This window comes from Flavobacterium humi (assembly GCF_004745595.1).
Lineage (GTDB): Bacteria > Bacteroidota > Bacteroidia > Flavobacteriales > Flavobacteriaceae > Flavobacterium > Flavobacterium humi.
This window is the reverse complement of sequence record NZ_SRLH01000006.1, coordinates 1-15,111: the sequence shown is the minus strand read 5'-3', so window position 1 is coordinate 15,111 and position 15,111 is coordinate 1. Positions and strand designations below refer to the sequence as shown.

The 15,111-nt window shown below is 40.1% G+C and carries 16 protein-coding genes; 9 read left to right on the top strand and 7 right to left on the bottom strand.

Going from position 1 to position 15,111, the window contains the following annotated elements; all coding sequences use genetic code 11:
* Window positions 1-157 precede the first annotated feature (157 nt).
* Window positions 158-1,483 (bottom strand): trigger factor, encoded by a 1,326-nt coding sequence (gene tig / locus E4635_RS11535; RefSeq protein ID WP_135526853.1) that lies wholly within the window; start codon window positions 1,481-1,483, stop codon window positions 158-160.
* Window positions 1,484-1,579: 96 nt separating this feature from the next.
* Entirely contained in the window at window positions 1,580-1,936 is a 357-nt protein-coding gene (locus E4635_RS11530; RefSeq protein WP_135526852.1) for a phage holin family protein, read from the bottom strand.
* Window positions 1,937-2,055: 119 nt separating this feature from the next.
* Between E4635_RS11530 and E4635_RS11525 the strand changes: the two genes are divergently transcribed.
* Window positions 2,056-3,408: a T9SS type A sorting domain-containing protein gene (locus tag E4635_RS11525; RefSeq protein ID WP_135526851.1), complete on the top strand. Its 1,353-nt coding sequence runs from the start codon at window positions 2,056-2,058 to the stop codon at window positions 3,406-3,408.
* An 86-nt stretch (window positions 3,409-3,494) separates the two neighbouring features.
* Here the strand turns inward: E4635_RS11525 and E4635_RS11520 are convergent, their stop codons facing one another.
* Window positions 3,495-4,256, bottom strand: coding sequence for an alpha/beta fold hydrolase (locus tag E4635_RS11520; RefSeq protein WP_135526850.1), 762 nt, complete (start codon window positions 4,254-4,256; stop codon window positions 3,495-3,497).
* A gap of 1 nt (window position 4,257) precedes the next feature.
* A complete protein-coding gene (locus E4635_RS11515; RefSeq protein WP_135526849.1) occupies window positions 4,258-4,983 on the bottom strand; it encodes a pyridoxine 5'-phosphate synthase in 726 nt (241 codons plus the stop codon).
* 101 nt (window positions 4,984-5,084) lie between these two features.
* Here E4635_RS11515 and E4635_RS11510 point away from each other — a divergent pair, with 101 nt between their 5' ends.
* From E4635_RS11510 to murI, 8 genes are all read left to right on the top strand, one after another.
* On the top strand, window positions 5,085-5,744 hold the full coding sequence (locus tag E4635_RS11510) for a CBS domain-containing protein (protein ID WP_135526848.1): 660 nt from the start codon (window positions 5,085-5,087) through the stop codon (window positions 5,742-5,744).
* A 3-nt stretch (window positions 5,745-5,747) separates the two neighbouring features.
* Window positions 5,748-6,632, top strand: coding sequence for an NAD kinase (locus E4635_RS11505; RefSeq protein WP_135526847.1), 885 nt, complete (start codon window positions 5,748-5,750; stop codon window positions 6,630-6,632).
* Between the two features lie 119 nt (window positions 6,633-6,751).
* A complete protein-coding gene (porG, locus tag E4635_RS11500; protein WP_135526846.1) occupies window positions 6,752-7,435 on the top strand; it encodes a type IX secretion system protein PorG in 684 nt (227 codons plus the stop codon).
* 5 nt (window positions 7,436-7,440) lie between these two features.
* Entirely contained in the window at window positions 7,441-8,181 is a 741-nt protein-coding gene (locus E4635_RS11495) for an isoprenyl transferase (protein WP_135526845.1), read from the top strand.
* The gene (locus tag E4635_RS11490) at window positions 8,114-10,885 is read left to right on the top strand and encodes a BamA/OMP85 family outer membrane protein (protein WP_135526844.1); all 2,772 of its coding nucleotides are present in this window, start codon (window positions 8,114-8,116) and stop codon (window positions 10,883-10,885) included. Before E4635_RS11495 ends, E4635_RS11490 begins: the two co-directional genes overlap by 68 nt.
* A 40-nt stretch (window positions 10,886-10,925) precedes the next feature.
* The gene (locus E4635_RS11485) at window positions 10,926-11,930 is read left to right on the top strand and encodes an OmpH family outer membrane protein (protein WP_135526843.1); all 1,005 of its coding nucleotides are present in this window, start codon (window positions 10,926-10,928) and stop codon (window positions 11,928-11,930) included.
* Between the two features lie 42 nt (window positions 11,931-11,972).
* On the top strand, window positions 11,973-12,470 hold the full coding sequence (locus E4635_RS11480; RefSeq protein ID WP_135526842.1) for an OmpH family outer membrane protein: 498 nt from the start codon (window positions 11,973-11,975) through the stop codon (window positions 12,468-12,470).
* 68 nt (window positions 12,471-12,538) lie between these two features.
* Window positions 12,539-13,318, top strand: a complete 780-nt coding sequence (murI, locus tag E4635_RS11475) for a glutamate racemase (RefSeq protein ID WP_135526841.1) — start codon at window positions 12,539-12,541, stop codon at window positions 13,316-13,318.
* 109 nt (window positions 13,319-13,427) lie between these two features.
* On the opposite strand, the gene E4635_RS11470 is transcribed toward murI, so the two are convergent.
* The 3 genes from E4635_RS11470 to E4635_RS15925 all read right to left on the bottom strand — a co-directional run.
* Window positions 13,428-13,937 (bottom strand): gamma carbonic anhydrase family protein, encoded by a 510-nt coding sequence (locus E4635_RS11470; RefSeq protein WP_135526840.1) that lies wholly within the window; start codon window positions 13,935-13,937, stop codon window positions 13,428-13,430.
* A gap of 48 nt (window positions 13,938-13,985) precedes the next feature.
* Window positions 13,986-14,987, bottom strand: a complete 1,002-nt coding sequence (locus E4635_RS11465; RefSeq protein WP_135526839.1) for a PorP/SprF family type IX secretion system membrane protein — start codon at window positions 14,985-14,987, stop codon at window positions 13,986-13,988.
* Between the two features lie 3 nt (window positions 14,988-14,990).
* Window positions 14,991-15,111, bottom strand: a 121-nt coding sequence (locus E4635_RS15925; RefSeq protein WP_135526838.1) for a T9SS type B sorting domain-containing protein, incomplete at its 5' end; no start/stop codon positions are given.

The window sequence follows — 15,111 nt, the reverse complement described above, 5'->3', positions numbered from 1 at the left end:
GATTATGTCCAGTAAACACAGGTGTTTACAGCGGAAATCCTTTTGTTCTTTTCCTTTAAAAAAACAAAAGATTGCAACAGGTAACGGGGAATAACTCCTAATAAAAAAGCGCCAAAGTAATCATTTGACGCTCAAATATAAGGAATTTTTGGAAGATTTATTCTCCGTACATTTCTTTAACAAAATCTTGGTATGTTACCTCTTTTGTTTTTGCTTTGATTTTTTCCTTGAACAGGTTCAGCATTTTTTCGCTCATTACCTGCTCTGACAATCTTTTTACTTCATCCTGGTTAGACAAAACCCTTGCCACGATTCCTTCCACTTCTTCAGCGGTTGGGTTCAATTGCCCGAATTGTGCCATTTGTTTTTTGATGATATCCGAAGCATATGCTTTTAGGTCCTCAAAGGTAATCTGCAGTTTGTTGTCTGCTATGATTTTCCCTTCGATTAGTTGGTAACGCAACCCGTTTTCGGATCTTGCGTATTCCACTTCGGCCTGTTCTGGAGAAAGCGGGCTCTCACCAACAGTCTGGATCCATTTCTTAAGGAAAGCGGAAGGCAATTCGATCTGGTTGTTCTCGATTAGGAAAGAAGAGGCATCATTTAGGAATTTTTGGTCTGCCTGCTGCTCAAATTGTTTTTCAGCATCTTCCTTGATTTTGGCTTTCACTTCTTCTACAGAAGAAACGTTTCCTTCCCCGAATAATTTATCAAACAATTCCTGGTTCAATTCCGCAGGCTCGCTTGTGGTAACTTCTTCGATCTTGAAATCAACATTGATATCCAAACCGTGTACATCGTCATGGCCTACCTGAAGGTAATCCATTAATTTGTGGTCATCGTCAAAAAGGCCTTTAGTCCCTACCGTAACAACATCCCCGACTTTTTTACCGATAAATTTTTTAGCGGCCGCTTTGTCTTTGAAAATATCCAAAGTAATTTGCGCCGGCGCATTGATCCCTTTTTCCTCATTGGTGAAAACACCTCTGATATCGTCATTTTCTTCTACTTCGTTTTTAGCGATCATTTTACCGAACTGCTTTTGGATGCGTTTCACCTGATCGTCAAGCATTTTGTCGTCTGCGATGATTTTGTATAACGTAAGGTCGCTTTTAGCGTCAAGGTTTACGTCAAACTGAGGCGCAAGCCCGATTTCGAATTCGAAAATAAAATCTTCGGCATCCCAATTGAACTCTTCTGCCGGTTTAGGCAGCGGGTTCCCTAAAATATCCAGTTTCTCAGCGGCAATGAATTTATTCAAATTGGCCTGCAACGTTTTGTTCACTTCTTCCAGCAAAACGGCTTTACCGTATTGTTTCTTGATTAAGGACATTGGCACTTCTCCTTTTCTGAATCCAGGAACGGTAGCAGTTTTTCGGTAGTTTACCAATATTTTTTCTAAATTATCTGAATAGTCTTTCTTCGCAACTTCTACTTTTATTACTGCATTTAATGCATCAATGTTTGTTTTTGTAATATTCATTTTGATATTTTATTTACATACTAAAATTGGGTGGCAAAATTACATAATTTCCGCCACCCAACAAATTTTATTTTACTGAATCCTAATGCTTTATTTTTAGTCTTTGATTAATCGATATAATATTGATTGTGAAATGGAAAGCAAGATGCTGAACAGTAATGCCGTCCAAAAGGAAGCCACATTAAAACCGTCTACTAATTCGGCACACAAAAGCACCATAGCCGCATTGATGACCAAAAGGAACAAACCCAGGGTGAAGACAGTCACTGGAAAAGTAAAAAAGACCAGGATGGGCTTTAAGAAGGTATTGAGCAATCCTAGCACAACAGACACGATCAGGGCAATTTTCAAGGCCCCCAATGTAGTCTCCGCGGTCATGGTCACACCACCCATAAAATAGGTCAATGCCAGTACAATAACAATCGTAATTAATAATCTTTGAAGTAATTTCATAAAATCAAATTGAGCCAAACACTTAAAAAATAGTTAATTTTTCATCAATGTAGGCAGTTAATACGCAAAGTAATTAAAATATTTTCTATTTTCGTAGAAATAACCTTAAAAAACTAATTATGAAAAAACTTTTACTCTTATCAATTTTCCTGGCTGCTAACGGAGCTATATACTCACAATGGACACAGCAGGCCACTGGCTTTACATCAGCCAGTACCGGAGTGGATGAGATTGATATCATTGACGCAAATACAGTATGGGCCAAAGCTTATGATGGTTCAGCCGCCGGCGATAACTACCAATTGTTTACACGGACAACTAATGGTGGTACTAGCTGGACACCGGGAGCCATCGATGTTGGAAACCCTATATTGAGAATTACGAACATTTCTGCGGTAAGCGCCACAACTGCATGGGCAGGAGCGTTTGACGAGGCAGACGGCCTTGGAGGAGTATGGAAAACAACGGATGGCGGTGTAACCTGGACACAGCAAAATGCTACAGCTTATACTACAGCCGGTTCTTCATGGTTCAATATGGTTCATTTCTTCAATGCCAATAACGGAATCACAATGGGTGACCCTGCAGGAACCGAATTTGAAGTATACAGAACAACAGACGGAGGAGCTACATGGTCTGCCCCTGCCGCTGCCTCAATCCCAAATCCTGCTGCAGGCGAATACGGATACAATGGAGGTGTTGTTGCTGCCGGAAACACATTATGGTTTACCACAAACAAAGGAAAATTATACCGCACAACAGACATGGGTGTTACCTGGACAAAACTTAACGGCCCGGTTGGATTAAACGATTTTGGAAGTGCCGCTATCAATGGAAAGCCTTATTTCAGCAACAATAACAACGGAATCATTATCGGAACCCTTGATTCTGGCGCTACTTACAAATTGTGGAAAACCACAAACGGAGGTACTACATGGGATGCTGGAGCTACTTACACTGCAGCTTACAGATCTGTATCATACATCCCTGGAACAAACACATTGGTAGGAACAGGATCTACAGGAACAGGACCGGCTACAATACAATATTCAGGAGTGAGCTATGACAATGGGACAACCTGGACACAAATTGATACCGGAACTCAAAGAACCAGCGTTTCTTTCCTAAACGGGACTACCGGATGGGCAGGAGGATTTACTACAAGTTCTTTTGTTGGCGGGATTTACAAATACACTGGTACTTCTTTAGGAGTTGCTGATTTCAATACTACTTCTGAATTTAACGTATATCCAAACCCAACAAGCGGTCTTGTAAAACTATCTTCTTCTTTAAACACTGTAAGCAACGTAGCTGTTTATGATGTATTAGGGAAACAAGTTTTCACAAAAGCGTTTTCTGCTTTAAACAATGAAGTAGAAGTAGATTTATCTTCTCTTAACACAGGAGTATATTTCTTAAAAGCCACTGCTAATAACGGAGGTGTTCAAACAATAAGAATTGTAAGAGACTAATTTATTTAGCCATCATAACAAAAAAAGCCCTTTTCACTATGAAAAGGGCTTTTTTATTTTGCTATATCTTAATCCTTATCCAAAATCTATTTTAGGAAAGAGATTGTCTTTTCGAAAAATTCTTTGGGGTTTTCGGCATGGAGCCAATGCCCGGCACCTGAAACCGTCTCGATTTCCGCATTCGGGAAATGATGGAGGATCGTTTCAAAATCGGAATCCAAAATATAATCCGAGCGATCGCCCCTCAAAAACAAAACAGGCGCATCAAAATGATTTTCAAAAGGCAAAGCCTCTCCTATCACCTCTTTCTTTTCATTAAATACTTTCAGATTGAACCGAAAATCTAATTGCCCCGGTGCTGCCCAGTATAAATTCTTCAGCAAAAACTGCCTAGTCCCTAAATCATGGATATACTCCGAAACAATTTCTTCCGCTTCACTTCGGGATGGCTTTTTAGAAAAATCAACCGCGTTGAGTGATGCAAGGATCGTATCATGGTGCGGCGCATAATATTTGGGGCCTATATCGGCCACAATCAGTTTACGGACCAATTCCGGATAAGTGGTCGCCAGCAGCATCGCAACTTTCCCTCCCATGGAATGCCCAATAACATCAACAGACGTCAATTGATGAAATTGGCAATATTCAACAACATCCTGAACCATTATACCGTAACTGAATTCGTCCGAATGGAAACTTTTCCCGTGGTTCCTCAAGTCCACTGCATGTACCTGAAAACCCTGGGCGGCATATTGCATGGACAAGGTTTTCCAATTGTCCGACATCCCCAGAAAACCGTGAATAATCAAAAGCGGCTGGCCTTGCCCTTCTATTTTTGAAAAAAGCATATTATTTTAATTTTTGCAGATACATGTTGACCACGTTTTCCAATCCGAGGTACAATGATTCGGAAATTAGCGCATGCCCGATGGACACTTCTTTCAGGTTTGGGATATTCTGGTTGAAAAACTGGATATTATCCAAACTCAAATCATGGCCGGCATTAATCCCCAAGCCAAGTTCGTTAGCCAAAACCGCCGAAGCCGTATAAGGCAAGATCCCGTTCCTGTTCCCCAAGCCATATTCGTGGGCAAACGCTTCGGTATACAATTCGATCCTGTCGGTGCCGGTAGCTTTCGCTCCTTCGATCATAGCCAGTACCGGATCAACAAAAATAGATGTCCTGATACCGTTGCGATGGAATTCCTGGATCACTTCTTTTAAAAAATCCTGGTGCGCAACAGTATCCCAACCCGCATTAGACGTCAGCGCATCTACAGCATCCGGGACCAGGGTCACTTGCGTAGGTTTTACGTCAAGCACCAAGTCTACAAAATCCTTCTCCGGATTGCCTTCAATATTATATTCTGTGTAAACGATCGATTTTAAATCCCTTGCATCCTGATACCGGATATGCCTTTCATCTGGCCGCGGATGGATGGTAATTCCCTGCGCCCCGAATTTCTGGACATCTGCGGCAACTTTCAATAAATCAGGGACATTTCCGCCACGGGAATTCCGCAAAGTGGCAATCTTGTTGATATTTACACTTAACTTGCAATGGTTTTGAGTCATTATAACCTTAAATTTGTATTTCTAAAACACAAAAATACGAACTTAAATAAGGGTAATATCTTATTTTTTAATTATTTTGCAGTGAATTACTCCTTTTGCTTATGAATATTTTATCAGATTATATCAATCAGGATTACAAACCGCTTGATGTCCAGGAAAGTGTTGCCGCCGTGCAGGATTTTTTCGTAGAAGTGCCGTTTTCACATTTCCCGGTCCTGGAAGAAGGTGTATTTGTTGGAAATTTATCAAGTGAAGATGTGGAAACCTTTGATTTTGATAAAAAAATCAGCGATTACAAATATACCCTGGAAGGCTTTTTCACAAAAAACAACGCCATCTGGCTTGATGTTTTAGAAGTATTCGCACACAACCAATCGAATATTTTGCCGGTCCTGGACGAAAACAATAGTTATTTGGGTTATTACGAAATTGACGACATCATCCGTTTTTTCAATGAAACCCCTTTTTTGAAAGAGCCCGGAAACATCCTTATTATCGAAAAAAACACGAATGAATACTCCTTCAGCCAGATTTCGCAGATTATTGAAGGCAACGACGGGCGGCTATTAGGCCTTTTTATTTCCGACATCACCAATGAAACCGTGCAGATTACCATAAAAATTGCCGTGGGCGGAATGAATGAAATCATCCAGACTTTCCGCAGGTACGAATACGAAATTATCTCCGAGCACCAGGAAGACAGTTATTTGAAAATACTCCAGGAGCGTTCCGATTACCTGGACAAATACCTTAACATATAGCGTATGAAAGTAGCTGTTTTTGGACAATTCTATCAAAATACAACTTCGCCAATCATCGAACGCCTGTTTTCTTTCTTGAAAGAACACGGCATTGAAACGGTAATGGAAGAAAAATTTTCCGCTATTTTGGTTGAAAATGGGTTGATACAGGACACCTACCCTAAATTCAGCAGCCACAAGGACCTGGACAAAAGCTTTGACATGCTGATCAGCGTTGGCGGAGACGGGACTTTTTTGCGAGCGGCAACGGTAGTCCGGAATTCCGGAATTCCCATTTTAGGGATTAATGCCGGGCGGTTGGGTTTTCTGGCCACGGTACAGCAAAACAACATTGAAACATTCATGCAACTGGTCCTCGAAAAAAAATACACGATCTCCAAACGTACTTTGTTAAGCGTTAGCTGTTCCCCAAAGGTTGATTCCCTGAGTGAACTTAATTTTGCCATGAATGAAATAACGGTCAGCCGGAAAGATACCACTTCGATGATTACCATTGAAACCTATCTAAACGGGGAATACCTCAATTCTTATTGGGCGGACGGGCTGATTATTTCCACACCGACAGGCTCCACCGGATATTCAATGAGTTGTGGTGGCCCGATTCTGACGCCTGATGTCCATAGTTTGGTACTGACACCCATCGCTCCGCATAACCTGAACGCGAGGCCATTGGTCATCCCTGACAACACCACGATAAAGCTTAAAGTAACCGGACGGGAAGAAAATTACCTTGTTTCGTTAGATTCCAGGACAGCTTCCATAAAAAATGAAGCCATACTGACCATCAAAAAAACACCCTACAAAATCAACATGGTCGAAATCCCTGAAGAAACCTTCTTAAAAACACTACGCAACAAACTGCTTTGGGGAGAAGACAAACGGAATTAATTTCCCGCTCCAATACTACAATACTTTATTTTCCGTTTTAAAAATAAATTAACCCCGGATGTAATATTTCACTTTGTAAAGTGGCCAGAATTATTATATTTGCACCCTATTTAAAATTGATGAAAAAAACAACGTACATTTTAACCTTATTCTTTCTGTTTCAGATGGCTAATGCCCAAATTCACGAGTTTGGTATTTTTGCCGGCGGAAGTAATTTCATAGGAGATGTAGGTAAGACCAATTATATAGCTCCCAACCAGCCTGCTTTTGGAATTTTATACAAATGGAACAGGAATCCGCGGTATTCGTGGCGTTTTTCGGCCATGATGTCTAAAGTAAAAGCTTTTGATTCCCAATCCGATTTGATTTCAAGAAAGGAAAGGGCTTTAGGTTTCGGGAATACCATCACGGAATTTTCAGGTGGTTTCGAATTCAATTTTTTTGATTTCAACCTGCACGAACCGGGATTTTTCTCCACTCCATACATTTACACGGGATTAAGTTATTTTACGTCCGATAAATTATACGTAATCGGCGGCAAGTATTACAATGAAGGCAAAGGCGGCCATTTGGCACTTCCTATCATCGGCGGGTTGAAGATGAAAATCGCAGACAACTTCGTTTTAGGGCTTGAAGCTGGCGCCAGGTATACTTTTACAGATGATATTGACGGAAGTTTGCCTAAAAATGGTAACTTTGACAGTTTAAAATTTGGTAATATCAACAGTAACGACTGGTATGTATTTACCGGTGTGACCTTAACCTATACTTTTGGCAACAAACCTTGTTATTGTAAAGAATAATTTCCATGAGTTTACTTTCTGCCATAAATACCGATAATTTACCCAGACACCTGGCCATCATCATGGACGGGAACGGCCGTTGGGCGAAACAGCAGGGCATGTTGCGTGCTTTCGGGCATGAAAACGGGACCAAATCCGTAAAAACAACGGTAGAAGCCTGCGCCAAGTTGGGTATTGAAAACCTGACGCTTTATGCTTTTTCAACGGAAAACTGGAACAGGCCCAAATTAGAAGTAGATACGCTGATGAAACTGCTCATCAACTCCCTGAAAAAGGAACTGGAAACATTGATTAAAAACAACATCCGGCTAAATTCAATCGGGAATTTCGAAAGCCTTCCCAAATCGGTTCAAAAAGAACTTTCTGAGGTAATAGAAAGGACCAAAAACAACACACGCATGACCCTTACGCTGGCCTTAAGCTACGGTTCCAGGGAAGAAATCATAAATGCTGTTAAAAAAATAACAACTAAAGTTAAAAATAATATAATTTCAATCGATTCTATTGATGAATCCATAATAAATAATCATCTTTACACGCATAATTTACCCGATGTAGATTTAGTGATAAGAACCAGTGGCGAACACCGCATCAGTAATTTTCTCCTATGGCAGATTGCCTACGCAGAATTTTATTTCATAGATGTTTTGTGGCCCGATTTTAGTGAAGAAAATTTATATGAAGCCATTATTAGCTATCAAAAAAGAGAACGTAGATTTGGAAAAACAAGTGAACAGATTAAATAATTTATTTAACATCTCAAACAGTATTAAGTTAGTACTGTTATTTTTATTTTTAGGTAGTACAATACAGAGTATCGCACAAGACCGCCTTCCCTTTGACCAAGGCAAAATCTACATCTTAAAAAAAGTTAGCGTAACTGGTAAAATCAGCTATAACGAGCAAACCGTAACAACGTTTGCCGGATTGGAAAAAGGCCAGAAAATTACCGTTCCGGGTGAAGAAATCAGTAATTCCATCAAAAAACTTTGGAAATTAGGGCTTTTCAATGACGTGAATTTTTACGTGGACGCCATTGAAGGAGACAGTATTTCATTGGAATTAAACATCAACGAACTTCCTAAGCTTAAGGAAGTTAAATTCGTAGGCGTTAAAAAATCAGCTGTTGAGACACTTATCAAGGATAATGGGCTTACCGCCGAAAAGATCGTAAACGAAAACCTTATTACGACTACCAAATACTACATCGAAAACAAATACAAAAAAGACGGTTATTTCAATACGAAAGTAAATATTATCACTTCTGAAGATGCAACAGAACCCAACCATGTGAATATGGTGGTAAATGTTGACAAAGGAGACAAAGTCAAAATCGCGAAAATCATCATCGAAGGCAATACCCAGATGACCGATGGGAAAATAAGGCGTGCCATGAAAAACACCAAGCAAAGAAGCCCTTTGCACATTTTCAAAGCCTCAAAATACATCAAGGAAAAATACAAGGAAGATCTGGTTTCCATTGTAGACAAATACAAAGAAAACGGTTACCGTGATGCCCGTGTCACTTCTGATTCGGTTTCCTTCAACAAAGACAAAAACGCTTTGGTCATAAAATTAAATATCGAAGAAGGTGACAAATACTATTTCGGTGATATTAAATTCCTTGGAAATACAGTTTATAACGACCAGCTGTTAGGCAAAATCCTGGGCATCAAAAAAGGAGATGTCTACAATGGTGTTTTGCTTCAGAAAAGAATTGCCGACAATTCTAAACCGGACGGTGAAGACCTGACGAACTTATACCAAAACAACGGTTACCTGTTCTCGAGCATAAATCCTGTTGAAGTTTCTACGGTAAACGACACTATCGACATGGAAATCCGTGTAACGGAAGGACCTTTGGCTTACTTCAATAAAATTTCCGTAGTTGGGAACGACAAAACAAACGACAAGGTAATTTACAGGGAGCTTCATACCAAACCGGGAGATGTGTACAGTAAAGAGACGTTAGTGAGAACCATCCGTGAAATTGGTCAGTTAGGCTTTTTTGATGCCGAAGCGATCAAACCGGATTTCGAAAACGTAGACCCGGCAGCCGGAACCGTAGACATCAAATACAACTTGGTTGAAAAAGGAGCCAGCCAGATAGAACTTCAGGGAGGTTACGGAGGCGGAGGCTTCATCGGAACCCTTGGATTGTCTTTCAACAATTTCTCCATTGCCAATATCTTCAAAAAAGATTCTTACAAACCGCTCCCGATGGGTGACGGCCAGAAATTATCGCTTCGTTTGCAGGGAAGCACTTATTTCCAGACGTATAGTTTCTCTTTTTCAGAGCCATGGTTCGGAGGTAAAAAACCTATACAGTTTTCAAGCTCGATATCCTACAGTAAACAATATTCGAACAATTACATAAACAATAAGGTAGACCGTTCAAAAAGCTTCAATATTTTTACGGCTTCTGTCGGCCTTGCCAAAAGATTACAGGTTCCGGACAACTATTTCGTGCTTTCACATGCCGTAAGTTACCAGCATTATGACTTAAACAATTACAACGTGGGATTGTTTACTTTTGGAGACGGTACTTCACGAAACTTAGCTTATACTATTGGCTTGAGCCGAAACAATAAAGGAACAAACCCTATTTTCCCAATGTATGGATCAGAGTTCAGCGTTTCTGCGAAAATGACTTTGCCATACTCTTTATTCAATGGGGTAGATTACGGAAATTTAGCAAACCAACAGGAATACAAAAGGAAATTTACATCTAATTCAGGTATTTCCCCAATTCCTAACAACAGCGGGTACACCGCTCAGGAAGGAGATTACCTTACCTTCGGGACGAATAACAACAACCAGACCGGTTACATGCAGGTAGACAACTACCAAGATGCCGATGCGGACCAAAGCAAGGTGGACCAGAAGAAATTCAACTGGCTGGAATATTACAAAATCAAATTCAAAGCCGAATGGTATACTAAAATCTGGGATCAGTTGGTTTTGCGTTCTTTAGGGGAATTCGGTTTCATGGGCGCTTACAACAGCGAAAGAGGTATTGTTCCTTTCGAAAGATTCTATCTTGGCGGGGACGGATTGGCAAACTATTCCATGGACGGAAGGGAAACCATCCAATTAAGAGGTTATCCGAACAACTCCTTAACCCCTATCGTTACTGAAGGTTCAAGAGCCGGAGAACAAATTGGGGCTACCGTATACAATAAATTCTCACTGGAATTACGTTATCCAATAACATTGAAGCAGGCGGCATCGATTTATGCCCTGACTTTTGTGGAAGCAGGAGCGGCCTATAAAGATTTCCAGGAATATAACCCATTTGCCTTAAAACGTTCTGCAGGTGTTGGTTTGCGTATCTTTATGCCGGCATTCGGATTGTTGGGAATTGATTTCGGACATGGTTTTGATTCTATTACTCCGAACGGCCCTAAAAATGGTTGGGAAACACATTTTATAATAGGTCAACAATTTTAACTATATTTGGCATGATAGTTGAACTTAATATTTCAAGCTTATGAGAAAAAGTTTTTTATTGCTTATCGTTTTTGTATCTGCCTTAGCTAATGCTCAGTCTAAAATTGGAGTGAAAATCGGGTATATCGATATGGATTACATCCTTGAAAATGTACCGGATTATAAAGAAGCTTCCATGCAATTGGAACAAAAAGCACAAAAATGGAAACAGGATATCGAAGTTAAGAAAAACGATATCACCAAAATGAAAGACCTCCTTAAGTCTGAAAGAGCTTTGCTAACCAAAGAGCTTATAGACGAACGTGAAGCGGAAATCAAGTTCCTTGAAAATGAATTACTGGATTACCAGCAAAAACGGTTCGGCCCTAATGGAGACCTTTCCGTCCAGAAAACATCTATTACCAAACCGGTACAGGACCAGGTTTTCACAGCTGTCCAGGATATTGCGGAAGCCAAAGGTTATGATTTTATCTTTGACAAATCCTCAGATATGACGATGCTTTTCTCTGCCAAAAAATTTGACATCAGCGACCAGGTAGTGCGTACCATCACCCGATCTGAAAAAAGAGAGGAAATGAGCAGGAAGCAGTTAAAGGCCCAGGAAGAAAAAGAAAACAAGGAAAACAAAATAGATGACAATCCGGCTTTGGCCGAAAGGCAAAGGATTTTGGATGAGAAAAAAGCAGCCCGCGAAAAATCAATAGAAGAAAAAAGACTGGCTGCAGAACAAAAAAGGAAAGATTACGAAGCAAGGCGCAAAAAACTAATTGAAGAGCAAAAAGCGAAAAAATCCGGCACTGCCGTTGCCACTGATACAACTTCGGCAGCGAATAAGACAGCAGCGGAAAACTTCAATAAAGCGGAAGATAAAAAAGCTGCCTTGGATTCTATCAAAGCAAGCAAAGAAGAAGCACGCTTAAAAGCGATTGAAAATAACAAAAAAGCACTCGAGGACCGCAAAAAAGCACTCGAGGAAAGAAAGAAGAAAATAGCCGCTGACAGAGAAGCTGCCAAGAAAGCGAAAGAAGAGAAAAACAAAAATTAACGAGAACAAAAATTAAAATTAAATTACACTAATACAAAAACGATGAAACAGATTAAAAATTTATTTATTGCAGCAGTACTATTTTTCGGTGCAACTCAAATGAATGCGCAAACTAAAACCGCACATATCGATGTAAATGAGTTATTAGCTAAAATGCCTGAAATGACTTCTGCGAAAGCACAATTGGAAAAATTAAGCAAAACTTTCGATGCTGATTATTCTACCATGGTTACTGAATACCAAACGAAAATGAAAAAATACGAAGGGGAAGCTTCTACTCAAACAGAAGCTGTAAATGAAACCCGTGCTAAAGAAATGCAAGATATGGGACAACGTATCCAACAATTCAGGGATACTGCTCAAAAACAATTGCAGGATAAAGAAATGGAAATCGTTAAGCCTATCATGGATAAAGCCAAAGCAGCGATCATCAAAGTAGGAAAAGCGAAAGGATACCAATATGTGGTTGATTCTGCTAGTTTAATCCTTGCTGACGGGCCAAACTTAATGGAAGATGTTAAGAAAGAATTAAAATTCTAATCTTTCCAAAATAAATTAAAAACTGTCTCGTTCTAAAAAGCGAGACAGTTTTTTTTTACATTTGTTTTATGAGCAGCACAAATCCAATAGGCCTTTTTGATTCCGGAGTAGGGGGGACCTCCATCTGGAAAGAAATCCACCAATTACTTCCACACGAAAACACCATATACCTGGCTGACAGCAAAAATGCCCCTTACGGAAAACGTCCCAAACAGGAAATAATTGATCTATCCTGCAAGAATGTCGATTTCCTTTTGGAACAAAACTGTAAAATCATAGTTGTGGCCTGCAATACCGCAACAACAAATGCCATCAAGGAACTCCGCGCTAAATACGATGTGCCTTTTATAGGGATAGAACCTGCGATAAAACCTGCCGCCCATTTATCCGAAACACAAACCATAGGCATTTTGGCCACACAGGGAACGCTTAATAGCGAATTATTCAACCGTCAGGTGGAAAGTTACCAAACTACCAAAATAATAGAACAGGTGGGCCACGGGCTTGTGGAACTTATAGAAGCCGGCCAGATCGAATCCGAAGAAATGACCGCCTTGCTCAAAAGCTACCTCCAACCTATGATTGACACCAATATCGACTATCTTGTCCTGGGTTGCAGCCATTACCCTTACCTGATTCCCGCCATTAAGAAAATCATCCCGGAGCATGTTAAAATCATTGATTCAGGCGAAGCCGTAGCCAGGCAAACCAAAGCCGTTTTAGAGAAAAATAACTTACTGAACAATACTACAGCCAAAGGCAGCCAAATATTCTACGCCAATAGCGATCCGGCAGTCCTAAAGGGTATTTTGGGCTTTTCGGAAAATGTATTTGAAAAGGAGTTTTAACGGAAGCGTAAAGGTCCGGGCATTGTCTGCCATCCATGTTCCCGCTATCGCCTTAATCCTTGTTTGCAACAAGGGATACCGGCTCTATCGGGGCTAAAGGCAAACTATATTACTTGAACCAGCTGGAATACATCACGTAATTATTCGAAATACGCTCGATTTCCCCAGCAAAATCACTGGCATTGATATCTTTGACTTTCCTGGCTGGAATGCCGGCATATATCGTCCCGGATTCAACCACCGTGTTTTGCGTAACCACAGATCCGGCGGCCACAATAGCATTGCTTTCAATTACACAGTTATCCATAACAATTGCGCCCATGCCTATCAGGACATTATCGTGCACAGTACAGCCATGCACAATTGCGTTATGCCCTATGGAAACATTATTCCCAATGATCGTGGGATGTTTCTGATAAGTACAATGGATTATAGCACCATCCTGGATATTGACCTTATTCCCTATTTTGATAAAATGTACGTCTCCGCGAATTACCGCATTGAACCAAACACTGCAAGAGGCGCCAAAAACAACATCCCCAACTATTGTTGCATTTTCCGCAACAAAACAATCCTCAGGAATTTGCGGGAATTTCCCGTTTACTTCTTTAATAACCATATATATATCAAAAAAATAGTCCCGAAAGAATCGGGACAAATTTTATAATTAATTGTTAATCGCAGGGCAATTACAATCGTATCTCTCTTTTTTACATCCGAAATCAATTCCAAGTGTGATCTGGTGGAAACCACCCGTATCGAACTTGATGTCTCCCATCACATTTGAATACGTGTAAGCAAACATGAACTTTTTATAATTAACCCCTAAAATCGGCGTAATGTATTGTAATTTCTGGTCTTTCAAAGCCACACCGTCAATGTACTGCGCCCCATCGAAACTTCTTCTGTAAGACAAACCGGCCCATAATTTCCCGAAATCCATAGTTTTATAGGCTTTCATGTTAACATCAAGTGCTTTTTCTTTGGTTCTGTCTGTCAATTGGAATAAAAGAGACGGTTCCCAAAGTAATTTCTTCGGATTACCAAAAACATATCCGAAGCTCACCAAATATTTCCTTAAATTATCCGATTCGTAATCCGTATATAAGTCCCTACTTTGAAAAAGGGCATTCTTAACCGTTACATGCGTGTAAAAATCAAGAAGGTTATAAGAAGCTCCAAAATCCACGTTGATATAAGATGCTTTTTGAAGGATTCCGGCAATAATAGGATCAAAATCATTCAGGTCGAAACTTGTTTCATCCAATTGGTTCTGAACCAGTCCTGCGCTTAATCCGAAAGACAATTGATTCAAATCAGTCGTACTTCTGGAAAACATGATGTGGTGCGCGTAGGTTATTTTTGCCCCTTTTTGAGAATGGTAACCGTTCTTATCATTGAAAAGGATTATCCCGATTCCTGATTTTCCGCTCTCACCGATGGTTCCGTTATAACTCAAGGTCTGTAATGCCGGCGCATCGTCGTTCCCAAACCATTGCTGTCTGGCGGTTAATCTAACTTTATTACAGCTTGAAGCTCCTGCCATGGATGGGTGAAGCAAATAATAATTGTCTGACAGGTAATCAGAATATACTGCAATTCCTTCTTGCGAAAATGACAAATGTGATACAAAAAGCACACTTAGTAACAATAATTTTTTAAAATTCATTATTTATCTTTTTAAAGCGAAATGGGATTTAAACTCTTTATCTTGGTTCTCTTCGGTATAATACACGATAAACCAGTAATCTGTTGCCGGTAAAGGTAAGTTGTTGAAGGTTCCATCCCATCCT

Bases quoted from the DNA above. Each gene is read 5' to 3' on its own strand.
- E4635_RS11495 (WP_135526845.1), top strand. From the start codon at position 7,441: ATGAGTTTACTTTCTGCCATAAATACCGATAATTTACCCAGACACCTG.
- E4635_RS11520 (WP_135526850.1), bottom strand. From the start codon at position 4,256: ATGCTTTTTTCAAAAATAGAAGGGCAAGGCCAGCCGCTTTTGATTATT.
- E4635_RS11515 (WP_135526849.1), bottom strand. From the start codon at position 4,983: ATGACTCAAAACCATTGCAAGTTAAGTGTAAATATCAACAAGATTGCC.
- E4635_RS11490 (WP_135526844.1), top strand. From the start codon at position 8,114: ATGAAGCCATTATTAGCTATCAAAAAAGAGAACGTAGATTTGGAAAAA.
- E4635_RS11505 (WP_135526847.1), top strand. From the start codon at position 5,748: ATGAAAGTAGCTGTTTTTGGACAATTCTATCAAAATACAACTTCGCCA.
- E4635_RS11480 (WP_135526842.1), top strand. From the start codon at position 11,973: ATGAAACAGATTAAAAATTTATTTATTGCAGCAGTACTATTTTTCGGT.
- E4635_RS11470 (WP_135526840.1), bottom strand. From the start codon at position 13,937: ATGGTTATTAAAGAAGTAAACGGGAAATTCCCGCAAATTCCTGAGGAT.
- tig (WP_135526853.1), bottom strand. From the start codon at position 1,483: ATGAATATTACAAAAACAAACATTGATGCATTAAATGCAGTAATAAAA.
- E4635_RS11525 (WP_135526851.1), top strand. From the start codon at position 2,056: ATGAAAAAACTTTTACTCTTATCAATTTTCCTGGCTGCTAACGGAGCT.
- porG (WP_135526846.1), top strand. From the start codon at position 6,752: ATGAAAAAAACAACGTACATTTTAACCTTATTCTTTCTGTTTCAGATG.
- E4635_RS11510 (WP_135526848.1), top strand. From the start codon at position 5,085: ATGAATATTTTATCAGATTATATCAATCAGGATTACAAACCGCTTGAT.
- murI (WP_135526841.1), top strand. From the start codon at position 12,539: ATGAGCAGCACAAATCCAATAGGCCTTTTTGATTCCGGAGTAGGGGGG.
- E4635_RS11465 (WP_135526839.1), bottom strand. From the start codon at position 14,987: ATGAATTTTAAAAAATTATTGTTACTAAGTGTGCTTTTTGTATCACAT.
- E4635_RS11530 (WP_135526852.1), bottom strand. From the start codon at position 1,936: ATGAAATTACTTCAAAGATTATTAATTACGATTGTTATTGTACTGGCA.
- E4635_RS11485 (WP_135526843.1), top strand. From the start codon at position 10,926: ATGAGAAAAAGTTTTTTATTGCTTATCGTTTTTGTATCTGCCTTAGCT.